This window comes from Bradyrhizobium sp. HKCCYLS2038 (assembly GCF_051167655.1).
Taxonomy (GTDB): domain Bacteria; phylum Pseudomonadota; class Alphaproteobacteria; order Rhizobiales; family Xanthobacteraceae; genus Bradyrhizobium.
This window is the reverse complement of record NZ_JBNPTM010000004.1, coordinates 164,139-184,504: the sequence shown is the minus strand read 5'-3', so window position 1 is coordinate 184,504 and position 20,366 is coordinate 164,139. Positions and strand designations below refer to the sequence as shown.

Annotated in this window: 17 protein-coding genes; 12 read left to right on the top strand and 5 right to left on the bottom strand. The window is 65.2% G+C overall.

Annotated features, from left to right (window positions below):
* Positions 1-52 precede the first annotated feature (52 nt).
* The 3 genes from ACQR1I_RS18885 (at position 53) to boxB (ending at position 4,169) form a co-directional block, all read left to right on the top strand.
* Entirely contained in the window at positions 53-856 is an 804-nt protein-coding gene (locus ACQR1I_RS18885) for an alpha/beta fold hydrolase (protein WP_434866058.1), read from the top strand.
* A 95-nt stretch (positions 857-951) separates the two neighbouring features.
* Entirely contained in the window at positions 952-2,640 is a 1,689-nt protein-coding gene (gene boxC / locus ACQR1I_RS18880) for a 2,3-epoxybenzoyl-CoA dihydrolase (protein ID WP_434866057.1), read from the top strand.
* Between the two features lie 77 nt (positions 2,641-2,717).
* The gene (gene boxB / locus ACQR1I_RS18875; RefSeq protein WP_434866056.1) at positions 2,718-4,169 is read left to right on the top strand and encodes a benzoyl-CoA 2,3-epoxidase subunit BoxB; all 1,452 of its coding nucleotides are present in this window, start codon (positions 2,718-2,720) and stop codon (positions 4,167-4,169) included.
* 356 nt (positions 4,170-4,525) lie between these two features.
* Here the strand turns inward: boxB and ACQR1I_RS18870 are convergent, their stop codons facing one another.
* Positions 4,526-5,335: an SDR family oxidoreductase gene (locus ACQR1I_RS18870; RefSeq protein WP_434866055.1), complete on the bottom strand. Its 810-nt coding sequence runs from the start codon at positions 5,333-5,335 to the stop codon at positions 4,526-4,528.
* Between the two features lie 114 nt (positions 5,336-5,449).
* Positions 5,450-6,508: a polysaccharide deacetylase family protein gene (locus ACQR1I_RS18865; protein ID WP_434866054.1), complete on the bottom strand. Its 1,059-nt coding sequence runs from the start codon at positions 6,506-6,508 to the stop codon at positions 5,450-5,452.
* A gap of 165 nt (positions 6,509-6,673) precedes the next feature.
* Here ACQR1I_RS18865 and ACQR1I_RS18860 point away from each other — a divergent pair, with 165 nt between their 5' ends.
* The 4 genes from ACQR1I_RS18860 to ACQR1I_RS18845 all read left to right on the top strand — a co-directional run bounded on the left by ACQR1I_RS18860 (position 6,674) and on the right by ACQR1I_RS18845 (position 11,201).
* Positions 6,674-8,068, top strand: a complete 1,395-nt coding sequence (locus ACQR1I_RS18860; protein WP_434866053.1) for an OmpA family protein — start codon at positions 6,674-6,676, stop codon at positions 8,066-8,068.
* 4 nt (positions 8,069-8,072) lie between these two features.
* Positions 8,073-8,378 (top strand): hypothetical protein, encoded by a 306-nt coding sequence (locus ACQR1I_RS18855; RefSeq protein WP_434866052.1) that lies wholly within the window; start codon positions 8,073-8,075, stop codon positions 8,376-8,378.
* Positions 8,379-8,808: 430 nt separating this feature from the next.
* Complete coding sequence (locus tag ACQR1I_RS18850; RefSeq protein ID WP_434866051.1) at positions 8,809-9,864, top strand: lysylphosphatidylglycerol synthase domain-containing protein; 1,056 nt, start codon at positions 8,809-8,811, stop codon at positions 9,862-9,864.
* 29 nt (positions 9,865-9,893) lie between these two features.
* The gene (locus ACQR1I_RS18845) at positions 9,894-11,201 is read left to right on the top strand and encodes an ATP-binding protein (protein ID WP_434866050.1); all 1,308 of its coding nucleotides are present in this window, start codon (positions 9,894-9,896) and stop codon (positions 11,199-11,201) included.
* Between the two features lie 106 nt (positions 11,202-11,307).
* Here the strand turns inward: ACQR1I_RS18845 and ACQR1I_RS18840 are convergent, their stop codons facing one another.
* A complete protein-coding gene (locus ACQR1I_RS18840; protein WP_434866049.1) occupies positions 11,308-11,823 on the bottom strand; it encodes a GcrA family cell cycle regulator in 516 nt (171 codons plus the stop codon).
* Positions 11,824-12,299: 476 nt separating this feature from the next.
* Here ACQR1I_RS18840 and ACQR1I_RS18835 point away from each other — a divergent pair, with 476 nt between their 5' ends.
* Both ACQR1I_RS18835 and argF read left to right on the top strand, forming a co-directional pair.
* Positions 12,300-13,508, top strand: a complete 1,209-nt coding sequence (locus ACQR1I_RS18835) for an aspartate aminotransferase family protein (RefSeq protein ID WP_434866048.1) — start codon at positions 12,300-12,302, stop codon at positions 13,506-13,508.
* A gap of 8 nt (positions 13,509-13,516) precedes the next feature.
* Positions 13,517-14,443 (top strand): ornithine carbamoyltransferase, encoded by a 927-nt coding sequence (argF, locus tag ACQR1I_RS18830; protein ID WP_434866624.1) that lies wholly within the window; start codon positions 13,517-13,519, stop codon positions 14,441-14,443.
* 256 nt (positions 14,444-14,699) lie between these two features.
* On the opposite strand, the gene ACQR1I_RS18825 is transcribed toward argF, so the two are convergent.
* On the bottom strand, positions 14,700-15,104 hold the full coding sequence (locus tag ACQR1I_RS18825; RefSeq protein ID WP_434866047.1) for an endonuclease domain-containing protein: 405 nt from the start codon (positions 15,102-15,104) through the stop codon (positions 14,700-14,702).
* 112 nt (positions 15,105-15,216) lie between these two features.
* On the opposite strand from ACQR1I_RS18825, the gene ACQR1I_RS18820 reads away from it, so the two are divergent.
* Positions 15,217-16,212, top strand: coding sequence for an Hsp33 family molecular chaperone (locus ACQR1I_RS18820; RefSeq protein ID WP_434866046.1), 996 nt, complete (start codon positions 15,217-15,219; stop codon positions 16,210-16,212).
* Between the two features lie 1,334 nt (positions 16,213-17,546).
* On the opposite strand, the gene apaG is transcribed toward ACQR1I_RS18820, so the two are convergent.
* Complete coding sequence (gene apaG, locus ACQR1I_RS18815; RefSeq protein ID WP_434866045.1) at positions 17,547-17,942, bottom strand: Co2+/Mg2+ efflux protein ApaG; 396 nt, start codon at positions 17,940-17,942, stop codon at positions 17,547-17,549.
* Positions 17,943-18,277: 335 nt separating this feature from the next.
* On the opposite strand from apaG, the gene ACQR1I_RS18810 reads away from it, so the two are divergent.
* Positions 18,278-19,594 (top strand): OpgC domain-containing protein, encoded by a 1,317-nt coding sequence (locus ACQR1I_RS18810; RefSeq protein WP_434866044.1) that lies wholly within the window; start codon positions 18,278-18,280, stop codon positions 19,592-19,594.
* A complete protein-coding gene (locus tag ACQR1I_RS18805) occupies positions 19,594-20,352 on the top strand; it encodes an SGNH/GDSL hydrolase family protein (RefSeq protein ID WP_434866043.1) in 759 nt (252 codons plus the stop codon). Before ACQR1I_RS18810 ends, ACQR1I_RS18805 begins: the two co-directional genes overlap by 1 nt.
* Positions 20,353-20,366: the final 14 nt, after the last annotated feature.

Below are 20,366 nucleotides of genomic sequence, written 5' to 3'. Positions count from 1 at the left end.
TTCGGCCGCGCAGGCGGGTCAAGCCCGGGCATGACGAAGGAGAGAGTGACCCGTGCAGCTTTCATCGAACGGCTTCCTCACCATCGACTCCTCCGAACTCGAATACCGCCTCATCGGTCCGCAGCCATCTGACGCTCCGTGCATCGTGCTGCTGCATGAAGGCCTCGGCTCGGTCGGGCTTTGGGGCGATTTCCCCGACAAGCTCCAGGCTGCGACCGGCGCATCGGTGTTCGTCTATTCGCGTGCTGGCTACGGCGCCTCCACTCCCGTCACGCTGCCGCGACCGCTCGACTACATGCAGCGCGAGGCGCGCGATGTGCTGCCGAAGCTGCTCGACGCGATCGGTTTCCAACGCGGCCTGCTCGTCGGCCATTCCGACGGCGCCTCGATCGCGGCGATCTACGCCGGCAGCCACGCCGACCACCGCCTCGACGGCATCGTGCTGATCGCGCCGCATGTCATCGTCGAGGACGTGTCGGTGTCGTCGATCGCCGCGATCAAGACCACGTATGAGACCACCGACCTGCGCGCCAAGCTGGCGCGCTGGCACAGGGACGTCGACAACGCGTTCCATGGCTGGAACGGCGCGTGGCTCGATCCGGCATTCCGGACCTGGGACATCACCGGCGAGCTCGCCTATATCCGAGTTCCCGTCACTGTCATCCAGGGCGTCGACGACCAGTACGGCACCGTCCGCCAGGTCGAGATCATCCAGGAGGAGTGCTACTGCCCGGTCGAGGTGACGATGCTGCCCAGGACAGGGCATTCCCCTCATCGAGAGGCCCCCGAGGCCACCTTGCGCGTGATCGCCGAGTTCGCGGCGGCCACTTTGCCGAACCTGGCATCACAAACATGAAATAAAATGCATGTTTCGGCTTTTTGCCGTAGACGTCAGCCAGAACATGCATTATTTTACATCTCAACGATAAGCACTCCAACGAAGGGTGACTCATGGCCGGGGAAGACCGCGTACTCGCGGGAGGCAAGACGTTCATCGATTTTCAGACCGATCCCTCCCGCTACAAGCATTGGAAGCTCTCGATCGACGGCGACGTGGCGACGCTCGCCATGGACGTCGACGAGAATGGCGGCCTGTTTGAGGGCTACCAGCTCAAGCTCAATTCCTATGATCTCGGCGTCGACATCGAGCTCGCGGATGCCGTGCAGCGACTGCGCTTCGAGCACCCTGAGGTCAAGGTCGTGGTGCTGCGCTCGGCCAAGCCGCGCGTGTTCTGCGCCGGCGCCAACATCCGTATGCTCGCGGGCGCCACCCATGCCCACAAGGTGAACTTCTGCAAGTTCACCAACGAGACCCGCAACGGCTTTGAGGATTCGTCCGAGAATTCCGGCCAGCGCTTCATCACCGTCGTGAACGGCACCGCTGCCGGCGGCGGCTATGAGCTTGCGCTCGCCACCGACCACATCATCCTCGCTGATGACGGCTCGTCGTCGGTGTCGCTGCCCGAGGTGCCGCTGCTCGCTGTGCTGCCGGGCACCGGCGGCCTGACCCGCGTCGTCGACAAGCGCAAGGTGCGCCGCGATCGTGCGGACGCGTTCTGCACGACCGAAGAGGGTGTCAAGGGCAAGCGCGCCGTGCAGTGGCGCCTGGTCGACGAGATCGCGCCGAACTCGAAGGTCGATGCCAAGGTCGCCGAGCGCGCCAAGGAGTTCGCGGCCGCCTCCAGGCGCAATGGCAGTGGTAAGGGTGTCGCACTCACGCCGCTCAAGCGCGTGATCGATGCGTCGAGCGTGCGCTACGGCTTCGTCAATGTCGACATCGACCGTGCCGCCCGTATCGCCACCATCACGATCACGGCCCCCGAGGCCGCGCCGCCGGCCGACATCGACGGCATGATCGGGCAGGGTGCCGCGTTCTGGCCGCTGCAGGTCGCGCGCGAGCTGGACGATGCCATCCTGCATCTGCGCATCAATGAACTCGGCATCGCCATGCTGGTCTTCAAGTCGCAGGGCGAGAATTCCCAGGTCCTGGCCTACGACACCTTCCTCGAAGCCAACAAGGCGCACTGGCTGGTCAACGAGATCCGTCATTATTGGAAGCGCGTGCTCAAGCGTATCGACGTGACGTCGCGGACGCTGGTCACGCTGGTCGAGCCGGGCTCCTGCTTCGCTGGCACCTTGGCCGAACTCGTGTTCGCCTCGGACCGCTCCTACATGCTCATCGGCACCATCCAGGGTGACAACCGCCCGGCGCCGGCGATCGAATTGTCGGCGATGAACTTCGGCCCGTATCCGATGAGCCACGGCCTGACCCGGCTGCAGTCGCGCTTCCTTGACGATCCCAACGGGCTCGAGCGCGTTCACGCGCAGGCCGGCAAGCCGTTGGAGGCCGATGAAGCCGAGGAGCTCGGCCTCGTCACCTTCGCGCTCGATGACATCGACTGGGAGGACGAGATCCGCGTCTTCCTCGAGGAGCGCGCCAGTTTCTCGCCGGACAGCCTCACCGGCTTGGAGGCTAATCTGCGCTTCGCCGGTCCCGAGACGATGGAATCGAAGATCTTCGCGCGCCTCACCGCTTGGCAGAACTGGATCTTCCAGCGCCCCAACGCGGTCGGCGAGGAGGGCGCACTCCGGCGCTACGGCACCGGCGAGCGGCCGCAATACGACATGACGCGCGTTTAAGTTTTCATCCGTCATGGCCGGGCTCGACCCGGCCATCCACGAGCGACGCAGCTCGAACGAATTCAGGGAGGCACGCCATGAACATGAACATCATGAACGTCGACTACTCGACCAAGATTCCCAACAACGTGAATCTCGCCGAGGACCGCCAGGTCCTGAAGGCGCTGGAAGGCTGGCATCCCGGCTATGTCGACTGGTGGAACGACATGGGCCCGGAGGGCTTCCAGCAGTCGCTGGTGTACTTGCGCACGGCCTATTCGGTCGATCCGCGCGGCTGGGCCAAGTTCGACTACGTCAAGATGCCGGACTATCGCTGGGGCATTCTCCTTGCTCCGCAGGAAGAGGACCGCAAAATCCCGTTCGGCGAGCATTATGGCGAGCCGGCGTGGCAGGAGGTCCCCGGCGAGTATCGCGCGCTGATGCGGCGCCTGATCGTGATCCAGGGTGACACCGAGCCGGCCTCGGTCGAGCAGCAGCGCCATCTCGGCAAGACCGCGCCGTCGCTCTACGACATGCGCAATTTGTTCCAGGTCAACGTCGAGGAGGGCCGCCACCTCTGGGCGATGGTCTATCTGCTGCAGAAATATTTCGGCCGCGACGGCCGCGAGGAGGCCGACGAGTTGTTGCGCCGCCGTTCGGGCGATGCGGATTCACCGCGTATGCTCGGCGCCTTCAACGAGAAGACGCCGGACTGGCTGTCGTTCTTCATGTTCACCTACTTCACCGACCGCGACGGCAAGATGCAGCTGCACTCGCTCGCGCAGTCGGGCTTCGATCCGCTGTCGCGCACCTGCCGCTTCATGCTGACCGAAGAGGCGCACCACATGTTCGTCGGCGAGACCGGCGTCGGCCGCGTCATCCAGCGCACGGTGGATGCGATGCGCGAGGCCGGCATCGATGATCCCACCGACATCGCACGCGTGCGCGCGCTCGGCGTCATCGACCTGCCGACCATCCAGAAGAAACTGAACCTGCACTACACGCTGTCGCTCGACCTGTTCGGCTCGGAGGTCTCGACCAACGCGGCGAACGCCTTCAATTCCGGCATCAAGGGCCGCTATCACGAGACCCAGATCCAGGACGATCACCAGCTCAAGAACGCGACCTATCCGGTGCTGAAGTTCGTCGACGGTGAGATCAAGCTGGTCGACGAGCCGGCGCTGACCGCGCTCAACATGCGGCTGCGCGACGACTACTCGCAGGACTGCATCAAGGGCCTGCTGCGCTGGAACAAGATCATCAGCACGGCCGGCTATGAGTTCCAGCTCAAGCTGCCGCACACCGCCTTCCACCGCGCCATCGGCGAGTTCAAGGATGTCCAGGCCACGCCGGACGGCATCCTGATCGACGAGGCCACGTGGCAGAAGCGCAAAGGCGACTGGCTGCCCTCGACCGACGACGGCGCCTACATCGCCTCGCTGATGAAGCCCGTCACCGAGATCGGCGAATACGCCTCCTGGATCGCGCCCCCGAAGGTCGGCATCGACAACAAGCCGGGCGACTTCGAATACGTGAAGATCGAGACTTGATGAGAGGCGAATAGGGAGTTGCGAGTAGCGCATAGGGGCACTCCTTCTATTCGCTATTCGCTATTCGCTATTCGCCATAAGTCAGCTCCGAGCACCGGCCTCTCCAAACCTCTCCCCGCCCTTTGCGGGGAGAGGTCGGGTTGCGCAGCAATCCGGGTGAGGGGCATGGCACATACGCGGCTCAGCTCTCAAATACATCGGACGGGCACGACGGTGTCGCTCAACGCGAACAGCTGAGCTCTGACGGTTACGCTGCAGATCAGAGGCACCTCCCGTGTGGCTGCCCCTCACCCCGACCTTCTCCCCGTGAAGAACGGGGAGAGGGAGCACACCGGTCGTAGAGCGACAGTCTGGCCTCAGCTATCCCAGCCTGCGCCCGGAATGCCCGGGTTCGCGTAGACGATGCCGCCGTCCACCGCGATCGTATTGCCCACCACGTAGTCGCCGGCGCGCGAGGCGAGGAAGATTGCCGTGCCCGCCATGTCCTCGTCGGTGCCGATGCGGCCTGCGGGTACGCGCGCGGCGACCTCGTCGGCATTGTCGCGGGCGGCCTTGTTCATGTCGGACTTGAACGGGCCCGGCGCGATTGCGGTGACGACGATGTGGTCCTTGATCAGCTTCGCCGCCATCCGCCGCGTCAAATGGATCAGCCCCGACTTGCTTGCGGCGTAGGAATAGGTCTCGAGCGGATTGACGAAGATGCCGTCGATCGATGCGATGTTGATCACCTTGGCCGGCCGCTCGGTGCTCGCCGCCGCACGCAGCGGAGCCGCCAGCGCCTTGGTCAGGAAGAACGGCGTCTTGAGGTTGAGATTCATCACCTTGTCCCAGCCGCTCTCCGGGAATTCATCGAACTCGGCGCCCCAGGCGGCGCCGGCATTGTTGACGAGGATGTCGAGCTTGGGCTCGCGCTTCTTGATCTCGGCCGCCAGCATGTCGATTCCGGCCATCGTCGAGATGTCGATCGGCAGCGCGATGCACTCGCCGCCATATTCCGCTGTCAGGGCCTTGGCGGTCTCCTCGCAAGGCCCAGCCTTGCGCGCGGTGATGTAGACCCGCGCCGCGCCCTGCGCGAGCAGGCCGGACGCGATCATCCTGCCGATGCCGCGCGAGCCGCCGGTGACCAGCGCGATTCGGCCGTCGAGCGAGAACAGATTCTTGAGCATGATGCCTCCCTTTGCTTGTTGGCTGCGCTTGTGGGCGGGACGGGTCGGCACTGTCAAGTGAGACGCAGTCGCACGAATTTGCCGCAATCCGTCCGGGACGCGATGCTGGCCAGGCTATGCCGCGTCGATGCGGCGGAAGCCGTTCCACATCGCGGTGGCGGCGCCGGACGTCAGCACCGGCAGCACGCGGGCGTCCTGGTAGTGCCCGTTCAGCGAGACCCGCGACAAGGCGGTGAGATGATCGGCGCTTTCGGCGAACACCATGCCGGGGCGGGTGGTGACCGCCGTCTTGTAGCCGCTCGCGGCGGCCAGCACGAATTCGCGCTGGGATGCGGCGGCGCGGTCGCCATAGGGATAGGCCATGTGCAGCACCGGCCGCTGCAGCTCGGTCTCGATCCGCGTGCGGCTTTCGGCGATCTCGAGGCGAGCCGTCTCCTCGGTCTGCTTGGCGAGATTGCAATGGCTGATCGAATGCGCGCCGATCGTGATCAGCGGCTCCGCCGACAGCGCCCGCAACTCATCCCAGCTCATGCAGAGCTCGCGACAGATCGCCTCCTCGTCGACGCCGTGCCGGGTACACAGTGCGGTGATCTCCCGCCGGATGTCGTGTTCGCCCGGCAGCGAGCGCAACCAGTCGTGAAGGCGCTGGAACGCCACGCATTTGGCCGTGGGCGTCGACGCGTCGAGCCGCAACGCGAGGCCGCCGATCGCGACCTCGATGATGTCAGCCTTTGCCACCACCCTCTCCAGCGTGACCCACCACAGCCGTCCCTGGCCTGCGGCGAAATCGCTGGTGACGTAGATCGTGAACGGCGCATCGAATTCGCGCATCACCGGCAGCGCATGGTCGCGGTTGTTGCGATAGCCGTCATCGAAGGTGAAGCAGGCGAAGCGGCGCGAGAAGTCGCGCGCCACCAGCCGCCGGTGCATTTCGTCGAGGGTGACGATCTCGATGTCATGGTCGCGCAGATGCGACAGCATCTCGCGCAGAAACTCGGGTGTGACCTCGAGATGACAATTGGGTTGGAATTCGGCGCTCGAACGCGGCCGGACGTGGTGCAGGGTGTAGATGGCGCCGACGCCCGAGAAGATCGGGCGCAGCCAGACATGCGCGCCGCTCAAATACAGCGCTTCCAGGCCGGCCCGAATAAAGGTTTTGCGAAATCGCCTCATCTGAACTATGCGGCCCGGTGAGTGTCGGGACAAGATTACCGACAAATCGCTGAAGAAAACCTTAGCCCGGACGTCGCAGGATACCGGAAAGCGCGTCGCATTTCCGGTTTGACAGGCATGCAAGGGTTTGTTTTCTCTCTGCTTCCTCGATGCGACGGATGACGAATGCGCGGACTTTTCAGGTGGAGCGGAAAATGGTGGCCCGGCGTCATCCCGCTCGTCGTGCTTTGGGGCTTCGCGGCCTGGACCAGCACCGTTCCCTTGGAAAGTGACCTCGCCAGCCGCAGTTCGGCGGCGCTCAAGGCCGCCGTGCTCGACAGGACCAGCGTCACGGTCGACGGCCGCGACGTCTATCTGCGCGCCAATGCCTTCTCCGAGACCGGGCGGCGTGACGCGGTGGCTGCGGTCGACGCCGTGCCCGGCGTGCGTCTGGTCAATGATGAGACCCGGCTGGTGCCCGAGGCCAAGCCATTCGTGTGGTCCGCCGAGCGCGATGTCGTGCGCGTGACGTTGGGCGGCAACGCGCCGCTGCCGGCGCTCAAGGGCAAGCTCGTGGAGGCGACGCGCGCGGCGTTGCCCGGGGTCGAGGTTGCGGACCAGATGGGTCTGGCGCGCGGCGCGCCGCCGCGGTTCGAGGAGGCGGCGCTGCTGCTAATCGGCCAGATCGGCAAGCTCAAGGACGGCAAGTTCACGATCTCCGACGGCGACGTGTCGCTGTCGGGCATGGCCCGCGACCTCGGCGGGCGCGAAGCCGTCGCTGCGGCGCTCGCCAAACTGCCCGAGGGATTCAAGGTCGCCAGCAACGAGGTCAAGGCGCCGCCTTACGTCTTCCAGGCCTACAAGGACCCGGTCGCGGTCACCGTGACCTTGTCGGGCAACGTCCCCGACGAGAACATCCATGCCGTCGTGGTCGGCTCGTCGTCGCGCAAATTCTTCAGCGAGAAGGTCGTCGACAACCTCAAGAACAGCATCGGCGCGCCGTCGAACTTCGTCAACGCGGTGGTGCCGGCGCTGGGTGCCCTGTCGCGGCTCTCGACCGGCACGCTCGTGGTCTCCGATCGCGACATCAAGATTTCCGGCGACGCGCTGTATGACGCCGCCGCCCAGCAGATCCGCACCGGGCTCGGCAAGGACGTGCCGCAGGGCTGGCAGGTGAAGGCCGACATCACGGTCAAGCCCTCCGCTGCTCCGGTCGATCCCACCGTCTGCCAGCAGCTGTTCACCGAACTGCTCGGCAAGGCCAAGATCCGCTTCGAGACCGGGCGCAGCGACCTCGACCGGGATTCCACCGGGCTGCTCGATCGTCTCGTCGAGATCGCCTTCCGCTGTCCGGCAGCCAATGTCGAGATCATCGGCCACACCGACAATGAGGGCGACTCCGCGGCCAACCAGGTGCTGTCGCAGAAGCGCGCCCAGGCAGTGGTGGACTATCTGACCAAGGCCGGGCTGCCGGCGGACCGCTTTTCCGCGATCGGTTACGGCAGCACCCAGCCGATCGCATCGAACGACACCGGCGACGGCCGCGCGCAGAACCGGCGCATCGAATTCGTGGTGAGGTAACGGAATGGCCTATCTGGTTGCCTTCCATTGGGGCTGGCTGGCCGGCGCCTTCGGCATCGGGCTCGGCATGGGCTGGGTCGCCGTGGTGCATCGCGCTCCGGGGGTGTCGCGCCTGGTGATGCTGCTGCTGGCCGCGCTCGCCGCCACTCTCGTCGGCCTGGCCATCGCCTGCCTGATCCCCGGCCGGGCCGGCTATTGGCTCGAGCTGCTGCTGATCCTGTTCGTGCCCTATCTCGTCGGCTGCGCCATCGGCACCTGGTTGCGGGCCCTGGTCGTGATCCGCAGCATGCGGATGAAATCGGCGCCCTGACCGCCGTCCGCCGCCGCGGACAGCGCTTGCCGTTGTTGCGTTGCACCATCGTCAGCACCCCGTCGCGTCCGGGAGACACGAAGGTTTGACGAGCGGCGAGCCTGTCAAAGCGGCAGAGCGCAATTATCTTTGGCCATGCCCCATCATCGCCGTCGCAGGCCGGGCGACCGGCGCTCCTCACCGAAGTTTAACCCGGGATCCGCAGTGTGGCCGGCGCCGCAGGATTGCCCGATGTGCGGCAAAACGGTGCATCGCATTTCCGCGAAGCCTGTTAAGTATAGCCCGGTGGTTGGTTCTGTTCGCACGGCCCGTGTTTCCCAATGCACCGAAACGCGCTACCAGGGCGTTGTATGTGCAGACGATGTGCGGCGGCCTTCGGGGCGCCGTGCCGAGCCCGGTCATCGTGTTGTCGTCACGGGTAGAGGTGTAGATGCTTGAAGCCATACGCAGAGCGGCTACGTTCCTGCGCGAGAAGCAAGTCCTGCACAAGCTCGGCGTGCTGATCAGCATCGCTGTCATCGCGATTGCCTGCTACGTCCTCTATCACATGCTGCGCGGCATCGACACCTACGAGGTGCTCGAGGCCATCAAGAGCACCGAGCCGCACCAGATCGCGCTCGCGGCGCTGTTCGTCGCGGCCGGCTATTTCACGCTGACGTTTTACGATCTGTTCGCCGTTCGCACGATCGGCCACGACCACGTGCCGTACCGCATCAATGCGCTGGCGGCGTTCACCAGCTATTCGATCGGCCATAATGTCGGCGCCAGCGTCTTCACCGGCGGCGCGGTGCGCTACCGGATCTATTCGGCGCATGGGCTGAACGCGATCGACGTCGCCAAGATCTGCTTCCTCGCCGGCCTGACGTTCTGGCTCGGCAACGCCGCCGTGCTCGGGCTCGGCATCAGCTATCACCCGGAGGCCGCCGCCTCGATCGACCAGTTGCCGCCCTGGGTCAACCGCATGGCCGCGATCGCGCTTCTGGTCGGGCTGATGGGCTATGTCGCCTGGGTCTGGACCAAGCCGCGCGTGGTCGGCCGCGGGCCCTGGACCGTGGTGCTGCCGGGCGGTCCGCTGACCCTGCTGCAGATCGCGATCGGCATCATCGATCTCGGCTTCTGCGCGCTCGCGATGTACGTGCTGGTGCCGGACGAGCCCAATCTCGGCTTCGTCGTGGTCGCCGTGATCTTCGTCTCGGCGACCTTGCTCGGCTTCGCCAGCCACTCCCCCGGCGGGCTCGGCGTGTTCGATGCCGCCATGCTGGTCGGTCTCTGGCAGATGGACCGCGAGGAGCTGCTGGCCGGAATGCTGCTGTTCCGGATGCTGTATTATTTGGCGCCGTTCCTCATTTCTGTAATCCTGCTGACGTTTCGGGAGGTCATCATCAGCGCCAGGTCGAAGCGGCTGCGCCAGGCGGCGCTCAGCCTCGATCCGAGCCCTCCGCCCGAGGCCGCTTATGTAAGAAAGCGCAGCGATTCCGGTGCCTGACGCCACCAGGGGAGACGAATAAGGACGCGATGGCTCTCGACGCTCCCTCCCATTCTCCCCAGACCATCTTCACCCCCTGGCCGGACCGGCTGCGCCACGCCGCGATCATCCTGCTGGCGGCCGCGTTTGCGCTGGCGGGCCTTGTGCTCCTCGACGAACTGCTGCCGATGCGGGCGCTGGCGGTGTTCCTGTGCATTGCGGGCGCGGCCCTGGTGCCCTGGCGGCTGCATAGCGCCGTCACCAAGCGTGAGGAGGAGCGCCACGCCAATCCGGTCGAGGCGCCCGCAGTCAGTGCTATCGTCGCAGGCATTCCCGTCCCCGCCGTGCTGCTCGACCGCGCCGGGCGCGTGATCCATCTCAACGCCGCTGCCGCGCAGCTCGCGCCGGCGCTGCGCAAGGGCGAGCTGGCCCAGTTCGCGCTGCGCACGCCGGAGATCATCACCGCGTTGCGCGAGGCGATCGCCTCGACCGACACCAGGCGCGCGACCTATCACGATCACGTCCCGGTCGATCGCTGGACCGAGCTCATCGTCACCCCCGTGCCGGTGCCGACCGCCTTCGGCGGCGCCGACAAGTGCATGCTGATGACCTTCCACGATCTGACGCCGCTGCGCCGGGCCGAGGAGATGCGCGCCGACTTCGTCGCCAATGCCAGCCATGAGTTGCGCACGCCGCTGGCGGCGCTGTCCGGCTTCATCGACACGCTGCAGGGCCCGGCCAAGGACGACGCCAAGGCGCGCGAGCGCTTCCTCGGCATCATGCACGCCCAGGCGACGCGGATGGCGCGGCTGATCGACGACCTGCTGTCGCTGTCGCGGGTCGAGCTGTCGGCGCATGTGCAGCCCCACACCATGGTCGATGTCGTCGCGATCATCCGCCAGGTCACCGATGGCCTGGAGGCGTTGGCGCGCGACCGCCAGGTGGTGATCGAGACCAGCCTGCCGGAGGCGCAGGTCGCGATCGCCGGCGATCGCGAGGAGCTTTTGCGCGTGTTCGAGAACCTGATCGAGAACGCGCTGAAATACGGCGCCTCGGGCGGCCGCGTGCTGGTGTCGCTGGAGCAGGCCATCTCGGGCGAGGGCACGCCGGAGGTCCGCGTCAAGGTGCGCGACTTCGGCCCGGGCATCGCGCCCGAGCATCTGCCGCGCCTCACCGAGCGCTTCTATCGTGTCGATGTCGGTGACAGCCGCGCGCAGGGCGGCACCGGGCTCGGCCTGTCGCTGGTCAAGCACATCCTCAATCGCCATCGCGGCCGGCTCCTGATCGAGAGCGTGCCGCGCAATGGCGCGGCGTTCACGGCCTGCTTCCCGCAGTCGCGACCGCCGCGCGCATCCTGACTGCACAATGCAAAAGGCCCGGCGCAGGCCGGGCCATCCTCGTCAGTTGTGAGTTGATGTGCGAGCCATTCTTAAGGCCTCGCTCATGGCCTCGCGCGCCCCGCGCTCAGCGCGTCGGCGACTTCGCCGGCTGGCGGCGGCGGTCGGCCGCGGGCTGATAGGCAACGCGCGAATGCTGCGCGCAATAGGGCAGGCCGGCGAGCGCCTTGCCGCCGCAGAAGAAGAAGTCCGGGCTGGAGGGATCACCCACCGGCCAGTGGCATGTGGCCTCGTTGAGCTCCAGCAGCGACAGCCGCTGGTTCATCGGCACGACGTTGTCGAATGCAACTGGATCGGGCTCTGCCTCGACCTCGAAAACTTGTGCGAGCGCGGTGTTGCCGCGCGCCACGGGGCGCGCCACCCGCATCATCGGCTGGACAGGGCGGGCCGCCTTGCGCTGGCGGGGTGCTGCGGTCGCCGGGCTCTTGGCGCGGCCGGACAGTCCCAGCCGGTGCACCTTGCCGATCACGGCGTTGCGCGTCACGTTTCCGAGTTCCGCGGCGATCTGGCTGGCCGACAGTCCGGCTTCCCAGAGTTTTTTCAGTTGCTCGACGCGATCGTCGGACCAGGTCAATACCGTCATCGAACCTTTCCCTTCGCGTTGCGCCGGCCAATTCTGGGACGGCGCTGCGATCTTTGTCTCAAGAATATCCCTGACGGCAGAATCCCTTATCCCTCGCCGGGCGCGCGTGAAGCACCCGGACGTTAACGCGAACGAGGAAACTCAAAGAGGGATCAGAACTGCCGCACGAGATGTCGTACTCGACGCTGAAAACGCTACAATATGGCGTGACTCTCGCGCAAGAGTCGGTAACCACCGTCCACACATTCCGGGGTTCCGTGTTGGGCGTCTGAGCCGTGTCGGATGTCCGCAATCCCACGGCCGGTGCGGTCGCCGATCAGTCGACGCGTAGTTGACTCCGAGCGCCGCCCGCATACAATAGGTGCACGTGCCGCCTTGAAAAGGCGGCACATTTTGTTTTCCAGGGTGGGGTTCCTGATGCGCGATGGCGCCTGAAGGCGCGTGTCTCGGCCAGCCCGTCAGCTGATGTGATCGCCATGACCACTGTTGCCGCTACGCATCTCCTCCCCGTATTCGCCCGGGTCGATCTGGCGTTCGAGCGCGGCGAGGGCGCGTGGCTGATCGCGACCAATGGTGATCGCTATCTCGACTTCACCTCCGGCGTCGCGGTCAATTCGCTCGGCCATGCGCATCCGCATCTGGTCAAGGCGCTGCAGGAGCAGGCGACCAAGCTGTGGCACATGTCGAACCTGTTCAAGAGTCCGGACGGTGAACGTCTGGCCACCAGGCTGTGTGAGCAGAGCTTTGCCGACTACGTGTTCTTCGCCAATTCCGGCGCCGAGGCGATGGAAGGCGCGATCAAGATCACGCGCAAATATCACGCCGCCAAGGGCCATCCTGAACGCTACCGTATCATCACGTTCGAAGGCGCGTTCCATGGTCGCACGCTGGCGACGCTCGCCGCGACCGGTTCCGCCAAATATCTCGACGGCTTCGGACCGGCGATGGACGGCTTCGACCAGGTTCCGTTCGGCGACATCGAAGCGGTGAAGAAGGCGATCGGTCCGCACACCGCCGGCATCCTGGTCGAGCCGGTGCAAGGCGAGGGCGGTGTGCGTACCGCTCCGCTCCCGTTCTACAAGGCGCTGCGGCAGCTCTGCGACGACAACGGCCTCTTGCTCGTCATCGACGAGGTGCAGACCGGCATGGGCCGCACCGGCGATCTGTTCGCGCATCGCTGGCTCGGTGTGACACCTGATGTCATGTCGCTTGCCAAGGCGCTCGGCGGCGGCTTCCCGATCGGCGCCGTGCTCGCGACGGCAGAGGCGGCCGCGGGCATGACCCCGGGCACGCACGGCTCGACCTTCGGCGGCAATCCGCTCGCGGTATCCGCGGCCAACGCCGTGCTCGACGTCATGCTGGCGCCGGGCTTCTTCGATCACGTCCGCAAGATGTCGCTGCTGCTCAAGCAGAAGCTCGCCTCTGTCGTCGACCGTCATCCCGATATCATCTCCGAGGTGCGCGGCGAAGGTCTGCTGGTCGGCATCAAGGCGGTGGTGCCGTCGGGCGATCTGGTGGCGGCGCTGCGCGATCAGAAGCTCCTGACGGTCGGCGCCGGCGACAACGTGGTGCGCTTCCTGCCGCCGCTGATCGTCAATGAATCCGAAATCGAACAATCGGTCGAGATGCTCGATCGCGCCTGCACGGCGCTGTCGAGTTCTGCGAAGCAGGCGGCCGCATCATGAGCAAGACCATGGCCAACACGCCGCGTCACTTCCTCGATCTCACCGAGATGCCGGTCGAGGAGCTGCGCAACATGCTGGCGCTGTCCAGCAGGATGAAGAAGACGCTGAAGTCCAACGAGCCGGCGAGAAAGCCGCTCGAGGGCAAGGTGCTGGCGATGATTTTCGACAAGCCGTCGACGCGCACCCGCGTCTCGTTCGACGTCGGCATGCGCCAGCTCGGCGGCGAGGCGATCATGCTGACCGGCACCGAGATGCAGCTCGGCCGCGGCGAGACCATCGCCGACACCGCGCGCGTGCTTTCGCGCTATGTCGATGCGATCATGATCCGCATCCTGAGCCACGAAGCGCTGCTCGAGCTCGCCGCGCACGCCACCGTGCCGGTCATCAACGGCCTAACGCGGCGCTCGCATCCCTGCCAGGTGATGGCCGACGTCATGACCTTCGAGGAGCATCGCGGCTCGATCGAAGGCCGCACCGTGGCCTGGACCGGCGACGACAACAACGTCTTGGCGTCCTGGGCACATGCCGCCGAGCGCTTCAAGTTCAGGCTGAACGTGGCGACGCCGCCGCAGCTGTCGCCGGGCAAGCCGATGAAGGACTTCATCCGCGCCACCCGCGCCGATATCCATCTCAGCCATGATCCCGAGGCGGCCGTCGCCGGCGCCGACTGTGTCGTCACCGACACCTGGGTCTCGATGGGCGACAAGGACGGCGAGCACCGCCACAACCTGCTCAAGCCCTATCAGGTCAATGCCAAGCTGATGTCGCTGGCCAAGCCGGAAGCCCTCTTCATGCACTGCCTCCCGGCCCACCGCGGCGAGGAGGTCACCGACGACGTCATCGACGGCCCGCAGTCCGTCGTCTTCGACGAAGCCGAAAACCGCCTGCACGCCCAAAAGGGTATTTTGGCGTGGTGCTTCGGCGAGCGGGCTTAGGGTTCACCGCGACGTATCCGCATACGCGGTGTACCCTCTCCCCTTGTGGGAGAGGGTGGTTTCCATGCTTCGCATGGAAACCGGGTGAGGGGTTGCCCCGGGCTGAGGCCTGAGTTTGCGGCACGAACCCCTCACCCGAGTGAGTTTGTAGCTTCTGCCGATGTAGCCCTCTCCCACAAGGGGAGAGGGCGCAGTCATGTGCACCGTCAGGGCTGTTCATTCGACCGTCATCCGTGTGACAGAAGTAGTTCTCTACTCAGTAGATATCGCGCGGCAATCTCGGGTGAGTGGTCTCTCTCCGCTCGCTCAGTTTTGCGAGGATGTCCTCGAGAACAGCCGTTCGCTGCTTGAGCACATCATTGTTCCAGTACCGCGCAACTCTGAAGCCCTCGCTGGTGAGCACTTCGTCTCTCGTCCGATCACCCGTGGCATCCGCATGCTGACTGCCATCAATCTCGATGACCAGCCGCTGCTCGAAGCAGACGAAGTCCAGGATGTAGTTTCGGAACGGCACCTGTCGGCGAAACTTGAATTCTGACAGGCGCCGGTCGCGCAGCAGCCGCCACATCGCGGCTTCGGCATCAGTCGGCTCCCGGCGCATCGCTTTCGCGAAAGTACGGATGCGCTTGCCGGTCGGTCGATGATGCGGTGTTTCTGACATCACCCAGCCTCCGATGCGGCCTATCCCTTCCCCAAGATGGTATACGGAGCCCTCCGTATGCGCTAGTTCCAAGCCCCTTTCCCTTTGCCCGCTTCATCCCCAAATACGCCCCATGACAGCCAATCCCCCCGACACCAACATCAACCTCGACACCAGCCGCGCGCCGTCGGCCGTGCCGGTCGACGACGCCGTGCTGCCGTTCGAGGTCGCGGCGCTCGATCTGCGCGGGCGGCTCACCCGCATGGGGCCGGCGCTCGACGACATTCTCACCAAGCACGCCTATCCCGCGCCCGTGGGCAAGCTGCTCGGCGAGGCGATCGTGCTGACGACCTTGCTCGGCTCGTCGCTGAAGTTCGACGGTCGCTTCATCCTGCAGACCCAGACCGACGGTCCGGTGTCGTTCCTGGTGGTCGACTTCCAGGCCCCCGACCGGCTGCGCGCCTATGCGCGCTATGACGAGGCACGCCTTGGCGAGGCCAAGGACTCCGGCGCTCTGCTCGGCAAAGGCCATCTCGCGATGACCATCGACCAGGGCCAGGACATGAGCCGCTACCAGGGTCTGGTGGCGCTCACCGGCGGCAGCCTGGAGGAGGCCGCGCACGAATACTTCCTGCGCTCCGAGCAGATCCCGACCCGCGTCCGTCTCGCCGTCGGCGAGGAGTGGAGCGGCGGCAAGCACCGCTGGCGCGCCGGCGGCCTGCTGGCGCAATTCCTGCCGCAGGCGCCGGAGCGCCTGCGCCAGGCCGACCTGCATCCCGGCGATGCGCCTGAGGGCACCGAGCTGCACGAGGTCGAGGAGGACGAGGCCTGGGTCGAGGGCCAGTCGCTGGTCGCCACCATCGAGGATATCGAGCTGATCGATCCGGCGCTGTCCGGCGAGCGTCTGCTGTATCGCCTGTTCCACGAGCGCGGCGTCCGCGTCTTCGACATCGTCCCGCTGCAGGCGCGCTGCTCCTGCTCGCGCGATGCCGTCGCCAACATGCTGAAGAGCTTCTCGCCCCAGGACCGCGCCGACATGGTGAAGGACGACAAGGTCGTCGTCACCTGCGAGTTCTGCTCCTCGGTCTATCAGTTCACCCCGCACGAGGCGGGCGTGACGGAGAACTGAGCTTCGGCGCGAGCTTTGCAGGCTCCAAGCATGGCAGACTAAGTTGGTTCAGCCAGCTGCGCTGTTCGATACAGCGCCCTCTCCCCCTGTGGGAGAGGGCATCTTCTCCGCGAGTTCGATTGGGTGAGGGGTTGTCTCTCCAGGAAAGGTGCTCGTGGAAGCAACCCCTCACCGGACCGCGTTTGCTGCGCTGTCCTACATGCCCTCTCCCACAAGGGGAGAGGGCGCAATCACTGGCATTGCGCGCTAATGCATCATGAGCGAAAAACTGTCGTCGTCATTAGCTATCGCTGCAAGGTCCTCAGTCCGTAGGGTGGGCAAAGCGATGACGTGCGCCCGCAGGGCGCAGGGCATCGCGTGCCCACCATGGCGAGCAGTGGTTGCGGGCGGTGGGCACGGCGCTGTACATCTCGTGTCTGGGTGCGACCTTCCAGGCGCCTTCGCCCACCCTACGGTTTCCGACGCCATCGCTATTAGTTGATCTGAGAGCCGTCGCCGCGCCCGACCGCCTTGCCCGTCTGGCTACTTTGTCGCAGCAACAAATCGCTTGTGCCGTCGGGCAAATCACTGGCACAACTCCGCGCGTCCTGCTGCCGCATGAGGGGCGTGTCGCGACCGTCACGAGACGTTGGCAGTGGGATGCGATGGGCGTGTGCCGACGCAGCGTGGTTCAGTCCGCGCCGACGAACGATCGATGCGCGCACGGTCAAGTCGCGCGGTCCTGACATCCTGACGCTGATGTCAAGCGGGTGCCGATGCCGTTGGGTGTCGCGCTCGTGATGGTGGCCAGAAAGCCCGGCGCACCAGGGAGAACGCGAAGCAGCCGTTAAAACCGTCGCGCAGGGAGGGCCGGGTCTGTCCGGCTGGACCTGTGGTACCTGCCGCCTGCATTTTTTTCTGCAGGCGGGCCACGGGCCTCAGCCGAGGCCCGGCCTTCCCTGCGCCCTCATGATCGAGAGGGCGGACGAATGGACAAAGCTCGGGCGCGGGATGCGTCGCGAGAACGCGAAGCTGTGACGTCAGTAGGAGAGGGTCGTGCGACTCAAGCTGCCTCAGCAAAAATGGTGTCGTCCCGGCCTTGAGCCGGGACCCATAACCACAGGCGGCCGTGGTGAGACAAGATCGCCGCTCCAGCCATCGCCAAACTGATCCTGTGGTTATGGGTCCCGGGTCGGCGCATCCGCCAACGCTGGCGCGTTGCCGGATGCTTGCCCGGGACGACAGCGGTGGAGGTCATCGACAGGCGCGGCGGGCCGAAAGAGTGAAAGACGAGAGCGGCATTTCAACGAGCTGGACGCACGACCGCGCGTCAGTCTCACGAGATCTTCGCCGCGCTAGTTCAGCACCCGCTTGCCGCCGTCCGGGCTGTCGAGCGAGAACGCCGGCACCGCGATGTCGAACTGCTCGCCGCTGGCGCTCTGCATCTGGTAGGAGCCCGACATGAAGCCGGAAGCGGTGGTCAACGGCACGCCGGAGGTGTATTCGAAGCGCTCGCCAGGGGCGAGCACCGGCTGCTCGCCGACCACGCCCTCGCCGCGGACTTCCTGCTGGCGGCCGGCCCCGTCGGTGATGATCCAGTGACGGCTGCGCAGCTGCACCGTCTCCTTGCCGGTGTTGGTGATGACGATCGTATAGGACCAGAACCAGCGGCCATCCGCGACCGACGACTTCTCAGGCAGGAAGTTCGGTTCGACGGTCACTTCGATGTGGCGAGTCACGGCGCGGTACATGGAGGCATTGTAGCGGAAAGCCGGACGGGAACCAATCGTAACGCCATCGTGCTTTCAACACAGTTCCAGATTATGGCACCAGAATCGCGGACTCTGTCGTCCGTCCGTCAGCGCGAGCCGTTGCCATGGTGCGAGGCGAGGTTCGCTGGTGTGGCCGGCAGCGTTCCGGGAGCCGTCGATCCGTCTTGCGTCACGCGATCGCTCCCAGCCGTCCGCCAACGCCGAAAAACTGGGCGCGACCCAGCTGACAAGTCCTTCATCGCTTGCGCAAAAACTGCGCAGCCCTACATTTCTCCTGCCGGGCCTGCGGGCTGGCAGCCTTGACGTGGTGCCCGATGACGTCGATTGCCGATCGCCTTGCCGGACCATCGGTCCCCGGAGCCACTGCCGCACCGGCTGCGGACAGCGCTGTGGCCGCGAGCGTCGCCGCGCCTGCCATTGCCGCTGCGCCGGCCGTCGCCTCTGCTCCGGCCATCACCGCGACGCCCGCGATCACCTTCCCGGCCGTCGGCGAGCGTGAGCTCCGGCTCGACCTGTTTCGCGGATTGGCGCTGTGGCTGATCTTCATCGATCACCTGCCGCCCAACCTGCTGACCTGGTTCACGATCCGCAACTACGGCTTCTCCGACGCCACCGAGATCTTCATCTTCATCTCCGGCTACACGGCGGCGTTCGTCTATGGACGGGCGATGCAGGACGCCGGCTTTATGATCGCCACCGCGCGCATCCTGCGCCGCGTCTGGCAGATCTACGTCGCCCACGTCTTCCTGTTCACGATCTTCCTCGCCGAGATCTCCTACGTCGCGACCAGCTTCGAGAACCCGCTCTACACCGAAGAGATGGGGATCATGGACTTCCTGAAGCAGCCGGACGTGACCATCGTGCAGGCGCTGATCCTGCGCTTCCGGCCCGTCAACATGGACGTGCTGCCGCTCTACATCGTGCTGATGCTGTTCCTGCCGCTGATCCTGGCGCTGATGCGCTGGCGGGCTGACCTCACGCTGGCCTTGTCGGTCGTTCTGTACGCGGTCACCTGGGAATTCGATCTTTATCTGTCGGCCTATCCGAACGGTTTCTGGGCCTTCAATCCGTTTGCCTGGCAGCTCTTGTTCGTTTTCGGCGCCTGGTGCGCGCTTGGCGGCGCCCGTCGCATGTCGCGCATCCTGAACTCGCCGATCACGCTCGGCCTCTGCGTGGCCTATCTGGTGGCGGCGTTCTGTGTGACCTTGACCTGGTACATCCCGCAACTCGGCCATCTGATGCCGCGGCAAATCGAGCAATGGATGTATCCGATCGACAAGACCGACCTTGACGTGTTGCGCTTCGCCCATTTCCTCGCACTCGCAGCACTCACCGTGCACTATCTGCCCAAGGATTGGCCGCCGCTGAAGTCACGCTGGCTGCGCCCGTTGATTGTTTGCGGGCAACACTCGCTGGAGATCTTCTGTCTGGGCGTGTTTCTGGCGTTCGCGGGCCACTTCGTACTTGCCGAAGTGTCTGGCGGCGCCATGATGCACGCGATGATCAGCCTGTGCGGCATCCTCGCCATGTGGGGAGTTGCCTCGCTGATTTCGTGGTACAAGCGTGAGGCCGATAAGGGTGCAGCGCGAAAGGTGACGCGGAGCAACGCCGATATGGCGGGAGGGGGCTGATGAAGTCCGTCTCGTGGTTAAGGTTTGGTATCGCGGCGCTGGCGGCTTCGCTGGCGGTGGCCGCGCGCGCCGAAGACGCGCCGCAGAGCTGCGAGGTGCCGGCCTACCTGCTGACCACCGAGAGCCCGCTCCCGAAGGTTGCAGAGGCCGTCAAGAACGGCCGTACGCTCGATATTCTCGTGATCGGAAGCCGTTCGTCGGTGATCGTCAGCGCGTCCGACGCCAATGCCTATCCGGCCCGGCTGCAGGCCGCATTGAAGGACAAGCTGCCGACACTGACGGTCAACCTCAGCGTCGAGCTGCAACCGAAGAAGACGGCCGAGGAAATCTCGGGCAATCTTGTTAAACTGGTGGAAGGAAAAAGGCCTAATTTGGTCATCTGGCAAACCGGTACGGTCGACGCGATGCGGTCCATCGACCCTGATGAGTTCCGTCAGGCAGTCAATGACGGTGTCGCGACGCTGCAGAATGCGGGGGCTGATGTCGTCTTGGTGAACCTGCAATACAGCCCGCGGACGGAGACGCTGATCTCCGTGCCGCCCTACATCGACAACATGCGGGTGGTCGCGCAGCAGCGTGACGTCCCGCTGTTCGACCGCTTTGCCATCATGCGGCAATGGAACGAGCAGGGCGATTTCGACCTGTTCAATCCGACGCACGGGATCGAGCTGGCCAAGCAGGTTCACGATTGTCTCGGCCGGGCGCTGTCGAAGTTCATCATCGACGCAGCGCATCTCGGGCCGGCGCAGCAGAACTAGGATCCGTCTCGTTC

Bases quoted from the DNA above. Each gene is read 5' to 3' on its own strand.
- ACQR1I_RS18870 (WP_434866055.1), bottom strand. From the start codon at position 5,335: ATGCTCAAGAATCTGTTCTCGCTCGACGGCCGAATCGCGCTGGTCACC.
- ACQR1I_RS18860 (WP_434866053.1), top strand. From the start codon at position 6,674: ATGCGCGGACTTTTCAGGTGGAGCGGAAAATGGTGGCCCGGCGTCATC.
- argF (WP_434866624.1), top strand. From the start codon at position 13,517: ATGGCCAACACGCCGCGTCACTTCCTCGATCTCACCGAGATGCCGGTC.
- ACQR1I_RS18810 (WP_434866044.1), top strand. From the start codon at position 18,278: ATGACGTCGATTGCCGATCGCCTTGCCGGACCATCGGTCCCCGGAGCC.
- ACQR1I_RS18840 (WP_434866049.1), bottom strand. From the start codon at position 11,823: ATGACGGTATTGACCTGGTCCGACGATCGCGTCGAGCAACTGAAAAAA.
- boxB (WP_434866056.1), top strand. From the start codon at position 2,718: ATGAACATGAACATCATGAACGTCGACTACTCGACCAAGATTCCCAAC.
- ACQR1I_RS18855 (WP_434866052.1), top strand. From the start codon at position 8,073: ATGGCCTATCTGGTTGCCTTCCATTGGGGCTGGCTGGCCGGCGCCTTC.
- ACQR1I_RS18845 (WP_434866050.1), top strand. From the start codon at position 9,894: ATGGCTCTCGACGCTCCCTCCCATTCTCCCCAGACCATCTTCACCCCC.
- ACQR1I_RS18820 (WP_434866046.1), top strand. From the start codon at position 15,217: ATGACAGCCAATCCCCCCGACACCAACATCAACCTCGACACCAGCCGC.
- ACQR1I_RS18825 (WP_434866047.1), bottom strand. From the start codon at position 15,104: ATGTCAGAAACACCGCATCATCGACCGACCGGCAAGCGCATCCGTACT.
- boxC (WP_434866057.1), top strand. From the start codon at position 952: ATGGCCGGGGAAGACCGCGTACTCGCGGGAGGCAAGACGTTCATCGAT.
- ACQR1I_RS18835 (WP_434866048.1), top strand. From the start codon at position 12,300: ATGACCACTGTTGCCGCTACGCATCTCCTCCCCGTATTCGCCCGGGTC.
- apaG (WP_434866045.1), bottom strand. From the start codon at position 17,942: ATGTACCGCGCCGTGACTCGCCACATCGAAGTGACCGTCGAACCGAAC.
- ACQR1I_RS18865 (WP_434866054.1), bottom strand. From the start codon at position 6,508: ATGAGGCGATTTCGCAAAACCTTTATTCGGGCCGGCCTGGAAGCGCTG.
- ACQR1I_RS18850 (WP_434866051.1), top strand. From the start codon at position 8,809: ATGCTTGAAGCCATACGCAGAGCGGCTACGTTCCTGCGCGAGAAGCAA.
- ACQR1I_RS18805 (WP_434866043.1), top strand. From the start codon at position 19,594: ATGAAGTCCGTCTCGTGGTTAAGGTTTGGTATCGCGGCGCTGGCGGCT.